This window comes from Streptomyces sp. NPDC014995 (genome assembly GCF_043080745.1).
Taxonomy (GTDB): Bacteria; Actinomycetota; Actinomycetes; order Streptomycetales; family Streptomycetaceae; genus Streptomyces.
In genome coordinates, this window is sequence record NZ_JBIBVX010000012.1 from 1 (window position 1) to 18,283 (window position 18,283).

Below are 18,283 nucleotides of genomic sequence, written 5' to 3' on the forward strand. Positions count from 1 at the left end.
ACTCCGGCGGATAGTGCTTCATGACCACGGGACATCCGTTCTCCTGGACTCAAGATCCAAGTGTCTCGGGTGTCCAAGATCCGGGGTCAAGCCCCGTTTGCCCTCGGCCGAGGCCGGCAGCCTGCTGACGCTGGGGAGTCAGGGGGAGAACGACGGGCCGGCCGAGCCTGCCTATCGAGGACCTGATGGGCCCAGTGATCGGCGTCATGCTGTTGGCGGTGGGCATCGAGACCTACCGCAAAGGTGGATCCATGGGCTGGCCCATCGCAGGGGCGGTCCTGCTTGTGATCAATCTCTGGGTGGCCTGGCGCCGCCTCGCCAGGCGCCGGAGAGCAACCCCGCGCCGTAGCGACGCCACGCAACCGCAAGCTTCTGATATCCACGGCTGACATCAACGACGCCGGATGGGGGTGTACACCAGCACCCCTGTCCGGCTGTCGCACCAGTCGACGACAGCCGTCTGAGCGGGCTCGGATCGAACTCCTGAAGCGGGTGTCGCAAGTTCGAATCCTGCCGGGGGCACCAGGCAAAAGGCCCGGGACCGATCATGGTCCGGGGCCTTTTGAACGGCAGCCGTTGACGGCAGTCGCCTCAGCTACCCGACTAAGGCTTCACGTTCGACGTCGGCGATCCTTCGGGATTGCAGAGGCGCCACCTGCCGTCGACCCCAGCCGTCGCGCAGACGCCTCTGCACGCGCCGCTGCTGCCGGGCACGGAGGGCTGCGCGGCGCTGGTGACGTCCCGGGTGCGGACGAAAAGCGCTCCCCCGTCGAGCGTGAGCCCCCTGCCGCTCTGGTGACGGGGGGCTCCCCACAGCTGAGGTTGGTGCCTGGCGTCGGAGCATGAGACGTCGAAGCGGCTCCTCGCGGCCTGAGCTCCAAACAAAGACGCCCCCAGACCGCACCAACCCGCAGCCCTCAGCGGCCGTCTGCGGACCCGTCGTCTTCCTCAGCCTCTTGAGTTTCGGCAGGTATGCGGCCACGCGGGTTGCCTATCCCTACAGCTTCGGCGGATGCCTTGCCACGCCCGCTTCGACTTGGGTCCTCGTCAGCTTCGGCGGGTACCTTGCGACCCGCGTCTGTGAAACGTTCTTCCGGATCTCTCTTGCTCATGACGGACCTCCTCAGGAGCTGATCCGATGGGCCTTACACACGTGAGATTCGCACGGCAGATGAATCACTGCATGTCGATCACGGATGTGGCTGCCCAGAGGCCTGCCCCGGCCGTACCCAGGTACGGCCAGGGCCTCTCTGTGTGACTTTTAGACGCTGGGCAGGCGGCGTTTGAGCAGCCGGTCCATGTGGCTGATTGCTTCCCGCTGCGTGTCGTGCACGACGTGCGTGTACACGTCCATCGTGATGCTGATCCGGCGGTGCCCCAGGATCTCCATGATGACCATCGGTGCGACACCGGCCGTCGTCAGCAGCGTCGCGTACCCGTTCCGTGCGTCGTGCAGCCGGACCACCCGCAGCCCCGCATCGGCCGCAACCCGCGTGAAGGACCGGTAGACGTTCCGCGGCTCGACCGGTCGGCCGTTCCGCGTGGCGAAGACGTAGCCCTTCTCTGACCACTCAACCCCGGTGCGCACGAACGCCTCCCGTTGCCGCAGCCGGTGCCAGCGAAGCGGCGCGAGCTTGCTGTCAGCCCACCCCGTTATCCCGTAGCCCTACAGCAGCCAGGCGATGACCATCAGGTCGAGGACGAGCAATGCCGTGCTGACGCCAACCTGCTGGCCGGTCGACGGTTCACCCCCGGGCCTCATGCTCACCACATCCCCTCCGCAGGCGACGATCTGTTGATCGCATGCGGCCGAGCATGCTGGCTTGGCGGGTGTTGGATCCCTCGTCGTTGGACGCCCTCGGCTTGGCCGATCCCGTCGTTGAGGTCCTGCTCCGGGCGCCCGCGGCGGACGTGGCACGCATGCGTGAGGTGCTGCCGCGCATCCTGGCGCACGGGCGCCCAGACGCCCGCCCAGGACTGATCAAGCTGTAGCGAGCACAGCAGCGGGGTACGGCAACCACAACAGCCGATTAAGGTGCCGCGCGTGACCGCGTCTGCTGACCGCGTGAGCAGTAGAGAAGACCTCGTGTCCTTCGTGCGTGCCCTGCACCGCAGCCAAGCCGAGGAGGGCGACTCGTGGGAGAACCGGGACCTCGCTGGGTTCCTGGAGGCCCTGGCTGCGTGGATCGACGATGCGGACGGCTGGTACGGCAATGCCGGCCGCGAGTTGCCCGTCAACGGTGACTGGCGTTTCTTTGCCCGGGCCCTGCGGGCGGCGACGGTGTACGAGTAGGACCCGCACGCCTGGCCGGCGTCCGGCGAGGTACCGCTCACGGAACCGTTCAGACAGCGTCGAAGGACGGCTCGAGTACGGCCTGAGCCACCGAGTAGGGCCGGAAACCGGGATCGGTGAGGATCCGGTACAGGAACTCCGTGGCGGGCATCTCGTAACGGTCCCACTCCTCGGCGTCCTCCATCCTGGCGAGGACCGGCCACGCGTCCACCGCGCCGTCCGTGACCTGCCAGAAGAACATGTCGGCCGCACGCGAAGTTCCCCATGGAATCAGGCCGCCTGTCGTCCCGGGCACGTGGATCGGATACGGCGCGAACGGGCCGGCCAAGGGGTCGTCGTCCTCCAGCAGAACGCGCCACATCCTCAGGAGATCCGTCACGCGGGTCCCGTCGGCGCACCACACCGACACCACCTGCGAGAACTCGCCGACGCCGAAGGCCTCGCACAACTGCTTGTAGTCACTGGGCAGTTCGGTCCCCATCTCTGCTTCGATCTCCGCCCAGGGCTGCGCGGCGTCCCGCGTGTCCCGACCCGTGACCCGGAGGAGGGAGTCCACCCAGGACCCCTCTGGCGGTGCAGCCGGCGACGGTGGAGCCTGCTCCGCCACGAGCACCACCAGTTGTTCGCCGTCACCGGCACGGACCGCGCCGCAGCCGATCCACCGACTGCCCGACGCCCACCCGCGCAACTCGACCATCTCCCCGGCGAAGGGGGCAAGGAGCGGCAGCCCGGTCCGCTCGGTCACCGTCGGATCGACGTAGCCGCCCATGGCGAGGTTGCGCGGCCGTCCGTACCGGCGGCTGAATTCCTCGAGGACAGTGGGCAGGTCGACTGCGTCGGAGGCCATCAGGCACACATGCCCCGATGGGTGCCCACGCTCGCTGCACACCAACTCCCGTCCGCCCGGCCGGACCAAGGAGGTGACGGCCGTGAGCAGTTCCTTTTCGTCCATGGCCAGAGAGTGAAACAGAGTGGCCCAGAGTGAAACACAGGTCACGGACAACGAGCCGGGACCGCCAACCCGGTGACTTCCACGGCTCCTCAACGAGGACGAAGGACGAGGAAGGGCACCGGACACAGCGCCCTCCTCCGGGTCGAGAAGGCTCGCCAGAGTCCGTCGGGCAGGGCAGGGCAGGGCAGGGCCGGGCCGCCTGCGGATGGAACTCCTGGGGCGGGTGTCGCGGGTTCACATCCTGCCGGGGGCACCAGGCACGGTGCCCTGGATCAATCATGGTCCGGGGTCTTCGGCTTCCGCTTCGGGTCGGCCGGTCGAAGGCCCGATCAGTCGTCGCCGGTCGTCTGGCGGCCGCCCTCGGGGATGACGAGTGGGGTGCCTGCGACCGGGCATGCGATGACCGTCGCCGGCAGGTCGAACACGTCCTGGACGAGTTGTGGGGTGACGATCTCGGACGGCGGCCCGGCGGCCATCACCCGGCCGGCGCGCAGGGCGACGAGGTGGTCGGCGTAGCGGCAGGCGAGGTTGAGTTCGTGCAGCACCATGACGACCGTGCGGCCCTCGGTGCGGTTGAGGTGGGCGACGAGTTCGAGGACGTCGACCTGGTGGGCGAGGTCGAGGTAGGTGGTCGGCTCGTCCAGGAGGAGGACGGGAGTGTCCTGGGCCAGGGCCATGGCGATCCACACGCGCTGGCGCTGACCGCCGGACAGCTCGTCCAGGGAACGGTCGGCGAGGGCGGCGGTGCCGGTGGCCAACAAGACGCGGTCGACGACGGCTTCGTCGGCGGAGGACCACTGGCGCCACCAGCGTTGGTGCGGGGTCCGGCCGCGGGCCACCAGGTCGCGGACGGTGATGCCGTCCGGTGCGGTGGGGGTCTGCGGCAGCAGGGCGAGCTGGAGGGCGAGTTCGCGGGCCGGGAAGTCGGCGAGGTCATGGCCGTCGAGGTGGACGGTCCCGGCGGCGGGCTTGAGGAGGCGGGCCAGGGCGCGCAGGGCGGTGGACTTGCCGCAGGCGTTGGGTCCGACCAGGGCGGTGACCTTGCCCGCGGGGATGTCGAGGTCGAGTCCGTCGGCGACGACGCGGTCGCCGTAGGTCAGACGGAGCCCGGATCCGTCCAGCGAAGTCCCGCGCTTGACAGGCGCGTTGGGCGTGGCGGTCATGTCAGCCTCCCTTTCCGGCCCGGTTGGCGCGGGCGAGCAACAGCAACAGGTACGGGGCGCCGACGGCGCCGGTGATGATGCCGACCGGCAGTTCGGTCGGGGAGAAGACCAGGCGGGCGGTCAGGTCGGCGAGCAGCAGGAGCACGGCGCCGGTCAGTCCGCTGAGGAGGAGCGGGATCCCGGCGGTGCCGGCGAGGCGGCGGGCGATCTGCGGGGCGCCCAGCGCGATGAAGGCGACCGGTCCGGCGGCGGCGGTGGCGAGCGCGGCCAGGCAGGTGGCGAGCAGCAGCAGCGCGATGCGGGCCCGGCCGATGCGGATGCCGAGCGTGAGGGCGGTGTCGTCGTCGAACTGGAGGAGTTGGTAGGCGCGGGCCAGGGCGACGGTGAGGGGGACGAGCAGCAGCAGCGCGAGGCCGACCCATTGGACGTGGTCGTAGGAGCGGCCGTTGAGGCTGCCGGTGAGCCACACCATGGCGCGGGCGGCCTGGTCGATGTCGGCGCGGGCCAGCATCCAGCGGGTCAGGGCGGCGAGGGCGCCGTTGGCGGCGATGCCGACCAGCACGAAGCGGTAGCCGGTGATGGTGCCGCCCCGCCAGGCCAGCAGGTAGATCACCGTGGCGGTGGCCAGCGCACCGGCCAGCGCGCCGAACGGGACCGCGCCGAAGGTGCCCGACCCGGCCGCGGTGACGCCACCGATCAGGATGGCTCCGACGGCGCCCGCCCCGGCGCCGGCGGAGATGCCGATGAGGTCGGGGCTGGCGAGCGGGTTGCGGGTGACGGCCTGGTAGACGGCGCCCGCGGTTCCGAACGCGGCACCGACCAGCAGGGCGGTGAGCGCGCGGGGCAGCCGCAGTTGGTGCACGATCAGGTCGGCGTCACCGGACCCGGTGCCGAACAGCGCGCCGAGTACGTCGGCGACGGGTAGGGAGAAGGTGCCCAGCGACACCGAGGCGACCAGCGTGGCGAAGCCGGCCAGCACCAGCGCGGCGGCGGTGGCGGCGACGCGTGGGCGCAGCCGCGCCCCGAGGGGCCCGGACTCCAGGTGCAGCGGTCTCATCGGGTGTGCTCCTTGAGCTTGCCGCGCTTGACCAGGGCGGCGAGGAAGGGCGCGCCCACGAGTGCGGTGACCACTCCGGCCTCCAGTTCGCCCGGCCGGACCACCATGCGCCCGATCACGTCGGCGCCGAGGAGGAGGACCGCGCCGCCGAGTGCGGAACAGGGCACCAGCCAGCGGGCGTCGGGGCCGGTGAAAGCCCGTACGACGTGGGGCACGACCAGGCCGACGAAGGTGACCGGTCCGGCCGCGGCCACCGCGGCGCCGGTCAACAGGACGACCGCGACGGCGCCGAGGGCCCGGGTGGTGCGGGCCCGGGTGCCCAGGGTGGTGGCGAGGTCGTCGCCGAGGGCGAGCGCGTTGAGCCGGCCGCTCAGGGCGAGTGCGAGCAGCAGCCCGACGACGATGAACGGCAGCAGCTGCACGGCGAGTCGGGCGTCGCGTCCGGCGAGGGAGCCCACCGCCCAGTAGCGGTACTGGTCGAGGGTGCGGAAGTCGAGCAGTACGAGGGCGTTGGTGAAGGCGTCCAGCAGGACGGTGACGGCGGCGCCGGCCAGGGCGAGTTTGGCGGGGGTGGCGCCGCCGTGTCCGGTGCCGCCGACGGCGTACGCCAGCAGGCCGGCCAGTGCCCCGCCGAGGAAGGCGAACCACACGTACTGATAGGAGCTGGTCAGCCCGAGCAGCCCGATGCCGGCGGCGACCGCGAAGGCGCCGCCCGCGCTGACGCCGATGAGGCCGGGGTCGCCCAGCGGGTTGCGGGTGATGTCCTGTGCGACCGCCCCGGCGGCGCCCAGTGCCAGGCCGACGAGCAGCCCCAGCAGGGTGCGCGGCATGCGTAGTTCGCGTACGACGACGGCGTCGCCGTCGGTGCCGCCGCCGATCGCGGACAGGACGTCGGACAGGGGCACGGCCTTGGTGCCGATCGCCAGCGAGGCGCAGCCCACGACGGCCAGCGCGGCGAGCAGTACGGCCGGTACGGCGAACCGCGCGGCGGGACGCCGGGGCGGTTTGGCGGGCGGAGCGAGGGAATCCGCGGGGGCGGCGGCAGGCGTCACAGACACCCGGACAAGGTAAGGCATGCCTAAGAAATACTTTCGGCCACCCCCTGTGATCTTCCTGTACACCGCATGGTTATGCTCACCCAGTCCTTACGCAGGTAAGCCTTGCCTAACCATCCGCTCTGGGAGCCTTCATGTTCACCCGCACCCCTGCGCGCCGTGGCCGGATCGGCGCGCTCCTTCTCACTGCGGCCCTGACCGCGGGCCTGACCGCATGTGGCGGCCCGGACGGCTCGGCGGCCACGACGGACAGCGCCGCGGCCGCCGGCGAGAAGTCCGCCGGCTTCCCGCGCACCATCGAGCACCACAAGGGCAGCACCGAGATCAAGGCCAAGCCGCAGCGGATCGTGGCCCTGGACAACAGCCTGGTCGAGGCGGTCGTCGCGCTCGACGGCAAGCTGGTCGGCGGCATCGGCGCCTACCGTGACCAGAAGGAGTTCCCGCCCTACCTCGGCGACGCGGTCAAGGACACCAAGGACGTCGGCCCGCTGGAGAGCCCGAACCTCGAGGCCGTGGCCGCCCTGAAGCCCGACCTGATCGTCTCCGCCACCGTCCGCCACGACGACCTCTACGAGCAACTCGGCGAGATCGCCCCCACGGTCTTCGTCGAGACCACCGGTCCGCTCTGGAAGGACAACATCACCCTCCTGGGCAAGGCGCTCGGCGAGGAGGCCAAGGCCGAGGAGAAGCTCGCCGCCTACGAGACCCGGGCGAAGAAGATCGGCGACGCGATCAACGCCAAGGAGGGCGACCCGACCGTCTCCATGGTCCGCTTCCTCGACGGTCCGACCCGCATCTACCTGCGCAAGACCTTCAGCGGCATCATCCTCGAGGACATGGGCCTGGCCCGGCCGAAGAACCAGCAGGACCCCGAGCTGTTCAACCTGGAGATCAGCGAGGAGCAGATCGCCCAGGCCGACGCCGACGTCATCTTCTACAGCTCCTACTCCGGCGGCGAGGAGCGCAAGGAGAAGTTCTTCGCCAACCCGCTGTGGAAGCGCCTGACCGCCGTCAAGAACGGCGCCGTCCACGAGGTCAAGGACGAGATCTGGATGACCTCCGTCTCCCTCCAGGGCGCCGACCTGGTCCTCGACGACATGGCCGACATCTTCGAGGTCGACCCGGCGAAGTAGCGGCCCACGCACGGCCGGCGCCTCACCCGGTGTGTCCGCCACTCACCCGGTGTCCGAAACTCACCCGGTGTCCGCCCCTCGCCAGGAGGGACGGACACTCGGCTCGGTGGTCGTCGGGCGGACCTGCCCCGGAGCCGTGGGAACGGCTCGTGTCGGGTCACGCGGCCCTGCCGTGCCGCGCCCATGCCCGCGCCCCCGGTGACGGGACCCGTCCCGTCACCGGGTGGACGAAGTACCCTCCGCTCTTCCGCCCGTAATTCCGGCCCGCGCCATGGCCGCTCCGGCTGCGGGGCGACGTACGGTGGAGGTACCGAGGGCATCGCGCACACCGGCCGCAGCGCCGGGTCGTCCTCGGCGAGAGACGAACCCAGGGCCGCCGCAGCGGTCGGCGCGGAGACGGGTCGGCATCATGTCCGCCGCGGTCGAAGCACCTCCACGCGAGCCCGTCATGGCCGCGCCCCACCGCGTGTCCGTGCCGGCCCGCGCCCCTGTCGAGGGGAGGCGTGATGGCACTTTCCCGGCTGGACATCCACCGACGGAACCGGGGAGAGGGAGCGCTCGTCACGCTCGCCGGTGAGATCGGACCGGCGACGACGCCGCTGCTACGGGCGGCACTGGAGCAGTGCCTGCGCGACGGCGTCACCTTCATCGACGTCGACCTGACCACCGTCGGCTCCTGCGATGCCAGGGGCCTGGACGTCTTCCTCTCGGCGTCACGGCGGGCCGGACGGGTGCACGCCTCCCTGCGGCTGCACCACCCCTGCGCGCAGATCACCCGGCTCCTCGCCCTCACCGGCTCCACTCCCCTGCTCATGGAGGCCCACACGCCTCCCGCGCCGGCCGCCCCGGCCCCCGACTCCCTGGAAACAGCCCCCTCCAGTACGGCGATCCCCGGGGGGATGTGGACGCCTGATGCCCCTGCTCGCGGGCCGGTACCAGTAGCAGTACCGGTCCCGGTCACGGTCCCGGACCTCACGGACGGGATCCGCCTGCGTCGGCTGACCCGCTGGCAGGCCGAGGACATGCGGGAGGACATCGCGGACCTGGCGGTGGCGTCGGTCGCGGGCACCCCGAGCGAGAGGTACCAGGACCGGGACGACTTCCTGCGCCGTCTGGCCGTCAGTGCCCGGCGCCCCGGTTTCGCGCTGCTGATCGCCGAGACGACGGTGCTGGTCGGTTGTGCCTTCGGGTTTCCGGTGGACCCCGGCGGCCCGGGCCGCCAGGGGTTCGACCGTACGCTGCAGGAGGGCATCCAGCGGCTGACCTCCTGCGCCCGCTTCGTCGTCCTCACCCAGGTCGTGGCACATCCGCACGCCCAGCGCCGCGACATCGCCCGCCGCCTGCAACGGCGTCTGCTCGCCGACCGGCACGCCGCCCTCGGAGTCGCCCTGCTCCATCCGGCCGACCGGGCCGGACACGCGGCTTTCCAGTCCTGGGGCTGGCGGAACATGGGAGAGATCGTCGGACTGCCCGGCCCTGTCGCCCCCTGCCTGCTGATCCTGCCCCTGGCAGGCCGGTCACCGGCCGACCCGTCACCGGCAGGCCGGTGATCAGGACGACTGTCGCGGTCGATGAGCCGACGGCCCGGGCGAGCGCCCTTCGGCAGCCGGCACCGACAGCCGAGCCGAGCCACGTCGATCACCGCGCCGCGCAAGGCCCGCGCGCGATAATCAGGGCATGGCCTCACCGTCCTCCGTGTCCCAGTCGCGGCGCGCGCAACACGCCCGGCGGCTGCCCCGGGAGCTCACCGGGCTCCGCGGCCCCGCTCACGGGACGGTTCGTCCGCCCTCGTATCCGGCCCGGTCCGGGGTCACGGATTTCCGGGAAGCCGCCTTCAGCGAACTGTCACCGCACGCCCGGGCCGTTGCGTGGAACTGACCGGTCCGCACCAGCGTCTCCTGGCCGACGTCCTCGCCGTGGGCGCCGACTATCCGCTCGCGCTCAGCGGCAGCCACGCCGTCCAGGCTCACGGCCTGGTGGAGCGCGTCAGCCAGGACGTGGACGTCGCCACCGAGAACCCGGCCGCGATGGAGGACATCGCCACCACGGTCCGGGCCGGCTTGGAGGAACGGGGATGGCTCGTCCAATCGTCGGAGACCGACCCGCTCTCCGCCCGACTGATCGTCAGCGACCCGGCCACGCGTGAGGAGTGCGAGGTCAACGTCTTCAAAGAGGTTCTCTGGCGCCCACCGGTCCGTACGGAACCGGGTCTGGCCCTCTCCCTCGAAGACGCGGTCGGCACCAGGGTCCGCGCGCTGGCCGACCGTGGTCTCGCCCGCGACCTCGTCGACGTACACGCCGCCTCCGCACACTGGAGCCACCCCGAACTCGAAGAACTGGGCCGGCGCCACGCCCCCGAGACCTTCGACCTCACCGACGTCCAAGCCCGCCTGGTCGGCGCGGACTGGATCGACGACAGGGAGTTCGCCGCCTACGGGCTCGACGACCGGGCCATCGCCGAACTCCGCCGGTGGGCGCAGGACTGGGCGGACGACATCGCGGAGCGACTCCTCGAATCGTCTCCTCCGGAGGAGGAGTGAGGCTCCGGAGGAGAACGAGGCCCCCGCAGCAGGACTGACGTCTTCGGAGGAGGACAAGGTCCCCGCAGCAGGACTGACGTCTCCGGCACCGGTCCCCCGAAGGAACTGTCCGTCCGGTCCTGGCCCCGGAGCCCGGAGCCCGCAGCCGGAGCACGCAGCCGGAGCCGCGTCCGCAGTAGCGAAACGACCACCAGCGACACGCCCCGGCATCGAGGCCCCCGGTCAGTTGCCGCGCAGCCGGGCGAGCGTGGCGTCCAGGTCGGCCCGGCGGGGGCGGTTGTGGGGAAGCCTGGCGAGCATGGCCGCCATTCCGCAGGTGTCGGTCAGGGCGGAGAAGACCAGGCCGGCGGCGATGCCGGCGGACAGCAGCTGGAAGGCCGGGTGGACGACCAGGCCGAGCAGGAGGCCGAGCAGAACCACGGAACCGGCGGTGAGCCGGACCTGGCGTTCCATGCTCCAGGTGGCCTTCGTGGTGCCCGTGGGCCGGTGCAGGTCGTGGCCCTGGGCCGCCCATGCGCTGGTGCCTCCGGCCAGCGTGGCGGTGGTGATGCCGTTCTCGGCGAGGACGCGGCAGGCGTTCTCCGAGCGGGCGCCGGAGGCGCAGACGACGAGGATGTCGCCGCCCTCGGCGGCGGTACGGATGTCGGTCAGGGCCCGGTCGAGCTGGTCGAGGGGGATGTTGAGGGCGCCGGGCAGGTGGCCGCCCGCGTACTCGCCGGGGGTGCGCACGTCGATGACGGTCAGCTCGTGGAGGCGGGAGTGGGCCTGGCGGGGGTCGAGGGTGGTGGGCGTGGTCATGGCAGGTGTCTTCCTCTTGGTGTGAACGGGACCTGACGAGTTGTTGTGAACGTGACCTGAGGGGGCCGGGTCGATCGGAACGGGCGGGTGTCGCTCGTCGGGAGCGGCAGCGGCAGCGGCAGCGGCGGCAGCAGCCGAGGGGCCGTCGGCCGGAACTCGGACACTCACCAGCTCAGCCGCTCACCACTCACGCACTCACCCACTCACCCACTCACCCACTCACCCACTCACACGAGTACGTCGATGAGCATGAAGGCGGCCACCGCGAGCAGGACGTGGGCGAAGAGCCTCTGGAGCGTCTCGCCCTCGACCTTCCTCGACAGGCGTTTGCCGTCCCAGGCGCCCAGGATCGCAGCCCCGGTGAAGGGCGCGATCACCGCCCAGTCCAGGTGGGTCCCGGTGCCGGCGCGAGCGGTGAGCGCGGCCAGCGAGTTGATCGTGACGACCAGCAGGCTGGTGCCCGCTGCGGTGCGCATGGCCAGGCCGAGGACGTCCACCAGGGCGGGTACGGCGAGGAAGCCGCCGCCCACGCCCAGGAACCCGGTCACCGCGCCCAGTCCGGCTCCGGCGGCACCGGCCCTTCCGGGACGGACGGGGCCGGACGACTCGGTGCGCCCGGGACGCAGCATCCGCAGGGCCGCCAGTCCCGCGACGACGGCGAAGGCCGTGGTGAGCACAGGCTGCGGCAGCTGGTCGGCGGCCGCCCCGGCAAGCATCGCGGGCACGATACCCGCGGCGGCGAAAAGCAGCCCGGTGCGCCAGGCCACGGTGCCGTCCCGGGCATGTCCGGTCAGGGCCGTGACCGAGGTGAGCGTGACGATGATCAGGCTCGCGGTGGTCGCTTCCGCCGGGGTGAAGCCGAGGAGGTAGATCAGGGCGGGCACCGCCAGGACACTGCCGCCACCGCCGAGGCCGCCGAGGGCGAGGCCGATGACGGCGCCCGCGACGAGTGCGAGAACCAGACCGGTCATGCCGGGGAGCCGCTGTTCCCGCGTTCGTCGACCACCGGGTGACCCGCGGCGGCCCACGCCCGTATGCCGCCCAGGACGTCGACGGCCTCGACGCCGCGTGCGGTCAGCAGGGCGACGGCATGCCGCGAGCGGTTGCCGCTGCGGCACATCACCACCAGCGGCCGGCCCTGGACGGTGGTCGGCAGCGCCGCCCCCGTGACCAGCCGGGACAGCGGGACGTGCACGGCACCGGGCGCATGCCCGGCGTCCCACTCGGGCCTCTCCCGTACGTCCAGCAGGACGGCCCCGGCGTCATCGCCCGCGGTACGCCGGAGGGCCTCGTCGACCGTCACACGGTCGACGCCCAGCGGGACGCCGGTGGCTGCGCGGGGGTCTCCCCACCGGTCCTCACCGTGTCGGAACAGGGACATGCTCGACCTCTCAAAAGCTGGGAAATGGGTTCGGCCGGTGGGTCGGAGAAGGGTTCGGCCTCGGAGAAGGGGTCGGCCGGTGGATTCGGAGAAGGGTTCGGCCGGTGGCGGCCCGGCTCAGCCGGTGACCACGTTCAGTCCGGCCTCGGCGGCGGCGGCGAACCCGTCGTCCACGGCCACCACGTCGCGGCCCGCGGCATCGAGCAGCGAGGCGGCGATCCCGGCGCGCATACCGCCGGCACAGTGCACCCACACCGTGCCCGCCGGTACCTCGTCCAGCCGCTTGTGCAGGTCGTGGACCGGGATGTGCACGGAGCCCTCGATGTGCGCGGCGGCTCGTTCCGAGGCCCGTCGCACGTCGAGGACGACGACTCCGTCCGTGCCCCGCTCGGCCAGCCCGGCGAACGTGGAGCGTGGGAAGGAGGCCGGCCGGACTCCCTCCGGCACCCACTCGTCCGGTGTGCCGGTGGCGGCGGCCGCGGGGCGGTCGATGCCGACCCGGACCAGCTCGCGCTGGGCCGCCGCCAGTTGCTCCGGGGACTCGGCCAGCAGCGTGACCGGCCTGCCCCACGGGATCATCCAGGCCAGGTACGTGGCGATCCTGCCGTCCGCCTCGAAGTTGAACGAGCCGGCGACATGCCCCTCGGCGAACGCGATGCGGCTGCGCAGATCGACCACCCACTCACCGGCGGCCAGCCGGGCGGCGATCTCCTCGGCGTCCGCGACGGCCGGCGGGGTCAGGTCCACCGGGGCGGGGCCGGCGGCATTGGCCGGTCCCATGTGCGTGTAGTAGGCGGGGACGTCGTCGAGTTCGGCCAGCAGGTGGGCGACGAAGGAGTCCACGTCCGCGGTCAGCGCCACGTTCACGGCCTTCTCCTTGCCGATCGTGGTGGCGTCGCCCTCGGCCTGCGCCGAGGAGCAGAAGCTGCCGAAGCCGTGCGTGGGCAGGACGGGCGTCTCGTCCGGCAGCTCGGCCGCCAGCCGGTGCGCCGAGGCGTGCTGGGCGCGCGCCAGTCGCTCGGTCAGACGGGGTTCGACCAGATCAGGACGGCCCACGGTGCCGATCAGCAGGGAACCGCCGGTGAACGCGGCCACCGGCAGGCCTGCCTCCTCCAGCACGTAGGAGGTGTGATGGGGGGTGTGCCCCGGGGTGGCGACCGCCCGCAGGGCCAGTCCCGCGTCGATGTCCGTCACATCGCCGTCGGCCACCGGCACGCGGGCGAACGACACGCGCGCCGCGGCCGGCACCAGATAGGCGGCGCCCGTCACCCGGGCCAGTTCCGGACCGCCGGTGACGTAGTCGTTGTGGACGTGGGTCTCCACCACGTGCGCTATCCGCACTCCGCGCCGGGCGGCGGCCGCCAGCACCTGGTCGATGTCCCGCGGCGGGTCCACCGCCACGGCCGTGTGCCTGCCACCGGCCAGGTAACTGCGGTTGCCCAGCCCCTCGAGCTCGATGGTGTCTACGAAGAACATCGGGACACTCCCTTCCTCGGAAATTACCCCCGGGGGTATACGAATCACCGTAGCACGGGTACCCCCGGGGGTATTCAGAAGAGAGGTGGGGGCGAGAGAGTGCGGACGAGAAGGCGGCGGGGCGGGCGAGAGAGCGGGGGCGGCTTTCGCGCTTCGCCGCCCGAGTACGGCCGCCGGGTAAGATACCCAGCGGGGTATACCGGAGGAGTGCGCGTGGAACTGGAGATGGCGGCGGACGAGCTGAAGGCGGTGGTCAACCGCCTGCGTCGGGCGCAGGGCCAGATCGCCGGGGTGATCAGGATGATCGAGGAGGGGCGTGACTGCGAGGACGTGGTCACGCAGCTCGCCGCGGCGTCGCGCGCCCTGGACAAGGCGGGTTTCGCGATCATCGCCACCGGCTTGCAGCGCTGCCTCACCGACTCCGAGATGGCCGCCGACGGAGACCGGGAGCAGATGCGGGCCCGGCTGGAGAAGCTCTTCCTGTCTCTCGCCTGAGCCGGTCCGGGGCGTCGCGGGGGTGGCGGTCCCGCACGTGCGACCCCTGACGGGGCACGGCGCATCACCGCCCTGACCCCGACGGGCGTCACCGCTCGCCGGGTCCCGCCGTCGCCGGCGAGCGGGCGGTGACCGCGACCATCGAGGTGTCCGGCTCCTACGACGGCGGCCTGAAGCGTTTCCGCGGCGCCGGCGACCTGAGCACGGGCGGCCAGGGGGGATCGGGGACCGCTGTTCGAGCTCGCCGACGGCGCTGTGCTGAAGAACGTGATCCTCGGCGCCCCGCCCCCGTCCCCGCCCCGACGGCGTGCACTGCCTGGGGAGTTGCACGCTGCGGAACGTGGTGGGAGGACGTCGGCGAGGACGCGGCCACCTTCAGAGGACGCGGCCACCTTCGAGGGCACATCCGCCTCGGCCGGGTATCCGGTCGACGGCGGCGGCGCGCGTATCAGCGACGTGCGGGTGACGAGCCCGGGGAAGGTCCTGGCGGGTGTCGACGCCAACCACGGCGACAGCGACACGATCTCGGGCGTGACCTTCGTGGGCGACGGCGGCAGGAGCATCACCGTGTGCGAGCGGTTCCGGGGCGACGACACCGGCGCGGAACCGCGCGAACTGGGCAGTGGCCCGGACGGCACGCACTGCCGCTACAGCGCCTCGGACCTCACCCACCGCTGACCGGCGGCGCGCCCTCCCCCGCGTTCGCGTACGCGGCCGAACGCCGCCAGGACGAAGGTGATGCTGATCAGCAGGGACCAGGCACCGAACTTGTCCACGCCGACCGGTTGCCAGCCGTCCATCTGGTAGGGATAGCGCCACGCGCCGACATAAGTGGCGAGGTTCTCCGCCACCCACAGGAAGAAGCCGATCAGGACGAACGACAACGCCAGCGGCATCCGTCGGCGCACGCCTCTGACCGTGTACCGCACCCAGGTACCCGCGGTGACGGTCAGGAGCAGCGCGGCCAGCGGCCACCGTGCGTCGGGCAGCCAGTGGTGGCTGAAGAAGTTGACGTAGATGGCCGCGGCCACGAGTGCGGTCGCCCGCGGGCGGTAGCGGACGAGTTCCAGGTCGAACAGGTGCCAGGCACGGCAGACGTAACTGCCGACGGCCGCGTAGAGGAAGCCGCCGTACAGCGGGACGCCCGCGAATTTCAGGACGGCCGGCTCCGGGTAGCTCCACGAGCCGAGCGACACCTTCACCAGCTCGAAGGCCAGGCCGATGACGTGACAGGCGGCGACGACGGCGATGTCCCGTCCGTTCTCCCAGCCCCGCATCCAGAACAGCAGCGTGAGGAGCACCCCGTAGGCGACGAGCAGGTCGTAGCGGGCCACGGGGAGATGGGACGGCAGCACCGTGGACGCCGCCACCCCGGACAGCAGGGCGATGGCGAACGCACAGGCCCGGGTCTGCGTCCAGGCGAAGTCGAGCAGCTGGCGAACCGGTGAGGACAACGGGGTGAGCGCACTTGAAGTGAACATGGTGCCCTGTAGGACGGGCCTGCCACCCCTCCGGGTTGCGGCCCGGCCGCATCCCACCCCGAGGTCGCCCCGTAGGGGTCATCGGCAGCACCGAGCGGCGTCAGTGCCCGGCGCCGACTTCAGCGGGGCTCCGGGCGGGGCGCTGGGGGCGGCGCCCGGCCGCGGCCAGGGTCAGTGTGACCGCCATCGACGCGAGCGCCATCACGGTGATCGCCGTGGCCGGGGAGGTGAGTTGGGCCGTCGCGCCCGCCAGGCCCGCGCTCACCCCCTGCATGGTGAGCATTCCGGCGGAGTGCAGGCCCAGGGCGTGGCCGCTGAGTTCGGACGGGGTGAGGGCCATCAGACGCTCCTGCTGCACCAGACCCGCGCCGAAGCCGACGGAGGCCACGGCGGCGCAGAACGCGGCGAGCGGCAGGGCCGGGCCCAGGGCGAAGACGACGTACGGGACGGCGAGCAGCAGGAGGAGAGGGGTGGCGGCACGGGTGCGGACGGCGGGCGGCAGCAGACGGCCGACGGTGAGGTCGCCGACCAGCATGCCCAGTGCCGCGCACGCGAACAGGGTGCCCGCGGCGGCGGGGTCGTACGGCACGAAGAGTGCTTCGCAGCCGACGACCAGGCCGTTGGGGAGCCACAGGCCCAGGTAGGCCAGTCGGCGGGGGCGGGAGGACCACAGGAGGGCGTTGGTGCGCCAGGTCGCGGCGACGGAGGGGCGGCCGGTGGCGCGCGGCGGGCGGGCGGTCAGGCCCAGGCGGGCGGCGACGGCGGCGGTCGCGTGGAGGAGGGCGGCCAGGAGGAGAACCCGCTGCGGGGAGAGGGCGGTGACCAGGGCGCCGCCGGCGGCGTAGCCGGTGATCTGCATGAGGCCGCTCATCATGTTGAAGACCGAACGGCCGGGCAGGTAGCCGTCCTTGGTGAGGATCTCGTTCAGCAGTCCCCAGCGGACGCCGCCGCCGAGGGCCGCGACCAGGCCCTGGGCGAGGACGACGGCGAAGACTGCGGCGACCGGGAGGCCAGGGGCGGCCAGGACGGTCGTGATGGTGGCGAAGGCGAGGGAGAGACCGGCGAGGGCCGTCCTCGGAGGCAGACGGTCGGCACCGGAGAGGAAGAAGGTCGCGCCGAGGACCTGGGCCAGGGACGGGCCGAACATGCTGACCGCGGACAGGAGCGGGGAGTCCGTCGCGCGGTAGACGAGAGTGCCGAGGGCCAGGCCCGCGGCCGTCTGGGCGGCGGTGTGGGCGGCGGTGGAGAGGAGGAGGGGGCTGAACTCCGGGGTGCGGAGGAGCTGTCGGTAGCCGGTCATGCCCGGAGTCTCGGGCGGGGCCGGGAGCGGCGGTTATTGTTTCGCCGGGGCGCGAAAGGTCGTACGGGTCTTACGGGCTGAACGGGTCGTAAGGGTCTACGGGGTCGTGCGGGTCCACGGGTCGTACGGGTCAACAGGTCGTGCGGGTCCACGCGTTGCCGGGATTGCAGGGGTCGTAGGGGGGGTGCCGCTGGTGGGGTGGTGGCAGGTGAACGCCGACACCCTGGCGGGGAGCCGGTTCCTGATCTCGCCGTTCGCCGAGACCTTCGCGAGTCTGAAGCTGCTGCACTCGGGGGTGGCCGCGCATCCCGGGGAGGGGACGTGGCTGCGGGCGCATCTGCCCGGCTACCGGGAGCGGCTGGCCGCCGACCCGGTCACCGCGTCGCTCGTACGGGCCGGGCTCGGACGGGACTGGATCGCGGACTTCCTCACGCCCACGCCGCGGGACGGGGAGAGCTTCCAGGAGGTCCTCGCCCGCGTGCGCCTGACCCGCCCCGCCGACGCGCACGCGCATCTGCGGACCTCCCTCGCCGGCGCGGCGTTGCCGGCGGCTCTGGAGCGGGACGATCTGGGCGAGCGGGCCGCCGGGCTGCTGGAGTACGTGTGGGAGGCCGCCGTACGGCCGTACTGGGAACGGCGGCGGCGGGTGCTGGAGGCGGATGTGGTCGCGCGGACCGCGCGGGTGAGCCGGGGCGGGTGGGCGGCCGTCCTGGACTCGTTGCGGCCGGGGACGCGGTGGCTGGGGGAGAGCCGGTTCCAGATCAATCCGCATGAGTATCCGCCTCGGGAGATCTCCGGGGCGGAGCTTTTGTTCGTGCCGGTGACTCCGCGGACGGGGTGGGTGTCGTGGGAGGGGCGGGAGCGGTATGCGGTGGTGTATCCCTGCGTGGGGCCGCTGGCGTGGGGTGCGAGTGACCGGCCGGTCCCGGCGGGGCTGGGAGCGCTGTTGGGGGCCGGGCGGGCGAGGGTGCTCGTCCTTCTCGGCAGCCCTTTGAGCACGACCCAGTTGGTCGCCCTGACCGGGCAGGGGCTGGGGTCCGTGGGGCGGCATCTGCGGGTGTTGCTGGACGCGGGGTTGGTGGAGCGGCGGAGGGCTGGGCGGTCGGTGCTGTATTCGCGGACGGGGGCGGGGGATGCGGTGGTGGAGGCGAGTGGATCG

The 18,283-nt window shown here is 72.0% G+C and carries 16 protein-coding genes and 2 pseudogenes; 7 read left to right on the top strand and 11 right to left on the bottom strand.

Translation table 11 applies throughout. The features are described 5' to 3' along the window. Nucleotides 1-1,261 precede the first annotated feature (1,261 nt). Nucleotides 1,262-1,633 (bottom strand): annotated as a pseudogene (locus tag ACF1A1_RS23485) (tyrosine-type recombinase/integrase); the annotation flags it as partial. Nucleotides 1,634-2,065: 432 nt separating this feature from the next. On the opposite strand from ACF1A1_RS23485, the gene ACF1A1_RS23490 reads away from it, so the two are divergent. Then, a complete protein-coding gene (locus tag ACF1A1_RS23490; RefSeq protein WP_392002423.1) occupies nt 2,066-2,293 on the top strand; it encodes a hypothetical protein in 228 nt (75 codons plus the stop codon). A 49-nt stretch (nt 2,294-2,342) separates the two neighbouring features. Here the strand turns inward: ACF1A1_RS23490 and ACF1A1_RS23495 are convergent, their stop codons facing one another. The 4 genes from ACF1A1_RS23495 to ACF1A1_RS23510 form a co-directional block, all read right to left on the bottom strand. Beyond that, the gene (locus ACF1A1_RS23495; protein WP_392002424.1) at nt 2,343-3,140 is read right to left on the bottom strand and encodes a hypothetical protein; all 798 of its coding nucleotides are present in this window, start codon (nt 3,138-3,140) and stop codon (nt 2,343-2,345) included. 434 nt (nt 3,141-3,574) lie between these two features. Continuing rightward, entirely contained in the window at nt 3,575-4,408 is an 834-nt protein-coding gene (locus ACF1A1_RS23500) for an ABC transporter ATP-binding protein (protein WP_392002425.1), read from the bottom strand. A gap of 1 nt (nt 4,409) precedes the next feature. After that, nucleotides 4,410-5,465, bottom strand: coding sequence for a FecCD family ABC transporter permease (locus ACF1A1_RS23505; protein ID WP_392002426.1), 1,056 nt, complete (start codon nt 5,463-5,465; stop codon nt 4,410-4,412). After that, nucleotides 5,462-6,541, bottom strand: a complete 1,080-nt coding sequence (locus ACF1A1_RS23510; RefSeq protein WP_392002427.1) for a FecCD family ABC transporter permease — start codon at nt 6,539-6,541, stop codon at nt 5,462-5,464. The genes ACF1A1_RS23505 and ACF1A1_RS23510 overlap by 4 nt, the downstream gene beginning before the upstream one ends. A gap of 113 nt (nt 6,542-6,654) precedes the next feature. On the opposite strand from ACF1A1_RS23510, the gene ACF1A1_RS23515 reads away from it, so the two are divergent. The 3 genes from ACF1A1_RS23515 to ACF1A1_RS23525 all read left to right on the top strand — a co-directional run bounded on the left by ACF1A1_RS23515 (nt 6,655) and on the right by ACF1A1_RS23525 (nt 10,193). Then, complete coding sequence (locus ACF1A1_RS23515) at nt 6,655-7,653, top strand: ABC transporter substrate-binding protein (protein ID WP_392002428.1); 999 nt, start codon at nt 6,655-6,657, stop codon at nt 7,651-7,653. A 506-nt stretch (nt 7,654-8,159) separates the two neighbouring features. Then, nucleotides 8,160-9,203, top strand: coding sequence for an STAS domain-containing protein (locus tag ACF1A1_RS23520; RefSeq protein WP_392002429.1), 1,044 nt, complete (start codon nt 8,160-8,162; stop codon nt 9,201-9,203). Nucleotides 9,204-9,521: 318 nt separating this feature from the next. Further along, nucleotides 9,522-10,193 carry a nucleotidyl transferase AbiEii/AbiGii toxin family protein gene (locus ACF1A1_RS23525; RefSeq protein WP_392002431.1) on the top strand — a complete coding sequence of 224 codons (672 nt, stop codon included), beginning with the start codon at nt 9,522-9,524 and terminating at the stop codon, nt 10,191-10,193. A 222-nt stretch (nt 10,194-10,415) separates the two neighbouring features. Here the strand turns inward: ACF1A1_RS23525 and ACF1A1_RS23530 are convergent, their stop codons facing one another. The 4 genes from ACF1A1_RS23530 to ACF1A1_RS23545 form a co-directional block, all read right to left on the bottom strand. Then, entirely contained in the window at nt 10,416-10,991 is a 576-nt protein-coding gene (locus ACF1A1_RS23530) for a rhodanese-like domain-containing protein (RefSeq protein WP_392002433.1), read from the bottom strand. Between the two features lie 227 nt (nt 10,992-11,218). Next, nucleotides 11,219-11,962: a sulfite exporter TauE/SafE family protein gene (locus tag ACF1A1_RS23535; RefSeq protein ID WP_392002434.1), complete on the bottom strand. Its 744-nt coding sequence runs from the start codon at nt 11,960-11,962 to the stop codon at nt 11,219-11,221. Beyond that, entirely contained in the window at nt 11,959-12,372 is a 414-nt protein-coding gene (locus ACF1A1_RS23540) for a rhodanese-like domain-containing protein (protein ID WP_392002436.1), read from the bottom strand. The genes ACF1A1_RS23535 and ACF1A1_RS23540 overlap by 4 nt, the downstream gene beginning before the upstream one ends. A 117-nt stretch (nt 12,373-12,489) precedes the next feature. After that, nucleotides 12,490-13,848 (bottom strand): rhodanese-like domain-containing protein, encoded by a 1,359-nt coding sequence (locus tag ACF1A1_RS23545; protein WP_392002437.1) that lies wholly within the window; start codon nt 13,846-13,848, stop codon nt 12,490-12,492. 213 nt (nt 13,849-14,061) lie between these two features. Here ACF1A1_RS23545 and ACF1A1_RS23550 point away from each other — a divergent pair, with 213 nt between their 5' ends. Together ACF1A1_RS23550 and ACF1A1_RS23555 are read left to right on the top strand one after the other, a co-directional pair. Beyond that, nucleotides 14,062-14,343, top strand: coding sequence for a metal-sensitive transcriptional regulator (locus ACF1A1_RS23550; protein ID WP_392002439.1), 282 nt, complete (start codon nt 14,062-14,064; stop codon nt 14,341-14,343). Nucleotides 14,344-14,805: 462 nt separating this feature from the next. Beyond that, the gene (locus tag ACF1A1_RS23555) at nt 14,806-15,021 is read left to right on the top strand and encodes a hypothetical protein (protein WP_392002440.1); all 216 of its coding nucleotides are present in this window, start codon (nt 14,806-14,808) and stop codon (nt 15,019-15,021) included. Here ACF1A1_RS23555 and ACF1A1_RS23560 read toward each other — a convergent pair. Continuing rightward, nucleotides 14,991-15,824 carry a DUF817 domain-containing protein gene (locus tag ACF1A1_RS23560; RefSeq protein WP_392002441.1) on the bottom strand — a complete coding sequence of 278 codons (834 nt, stop codon included), beginning with the start codon at nt 15,822-15,824 and terminating at the stop codon, nt 14,991-14,993. The two genes, ACF1A1_RS23555 and ACF1A1_RS23560, sit on opposite strands and share 31 nt — an antisense overlap. A gap of 100 nt (nt 15,825-15,924) precedes the next feature. Then, on the bottom strand, nt 15,925-17,124 hold the full coding sequence (locus ACF1A1_RS23565) for an MFS transporter (protein ID WP_392002442.1): 1,200 nt from the start codon (nt 17,122-17,124) through the stop codon (nt 15,925-15,927). A 193-nt stretch (nt 17,125-17,317) separates the two neighbouring features. Between ACF1A1_RS23565 and ACF1A1_RS23570 the strand changes: the two are divergent. Continuing rightward, nucleotides 17,318-18,277 (top strand): annotated as a pseudogene (locus ACF1A1_RS23570) (winged helix-turn-helix domain-containing protein); the annotation flags it as partial. Between the last annotated feature and the right edge of the window lie 6 nt (nt 18,278-18,283).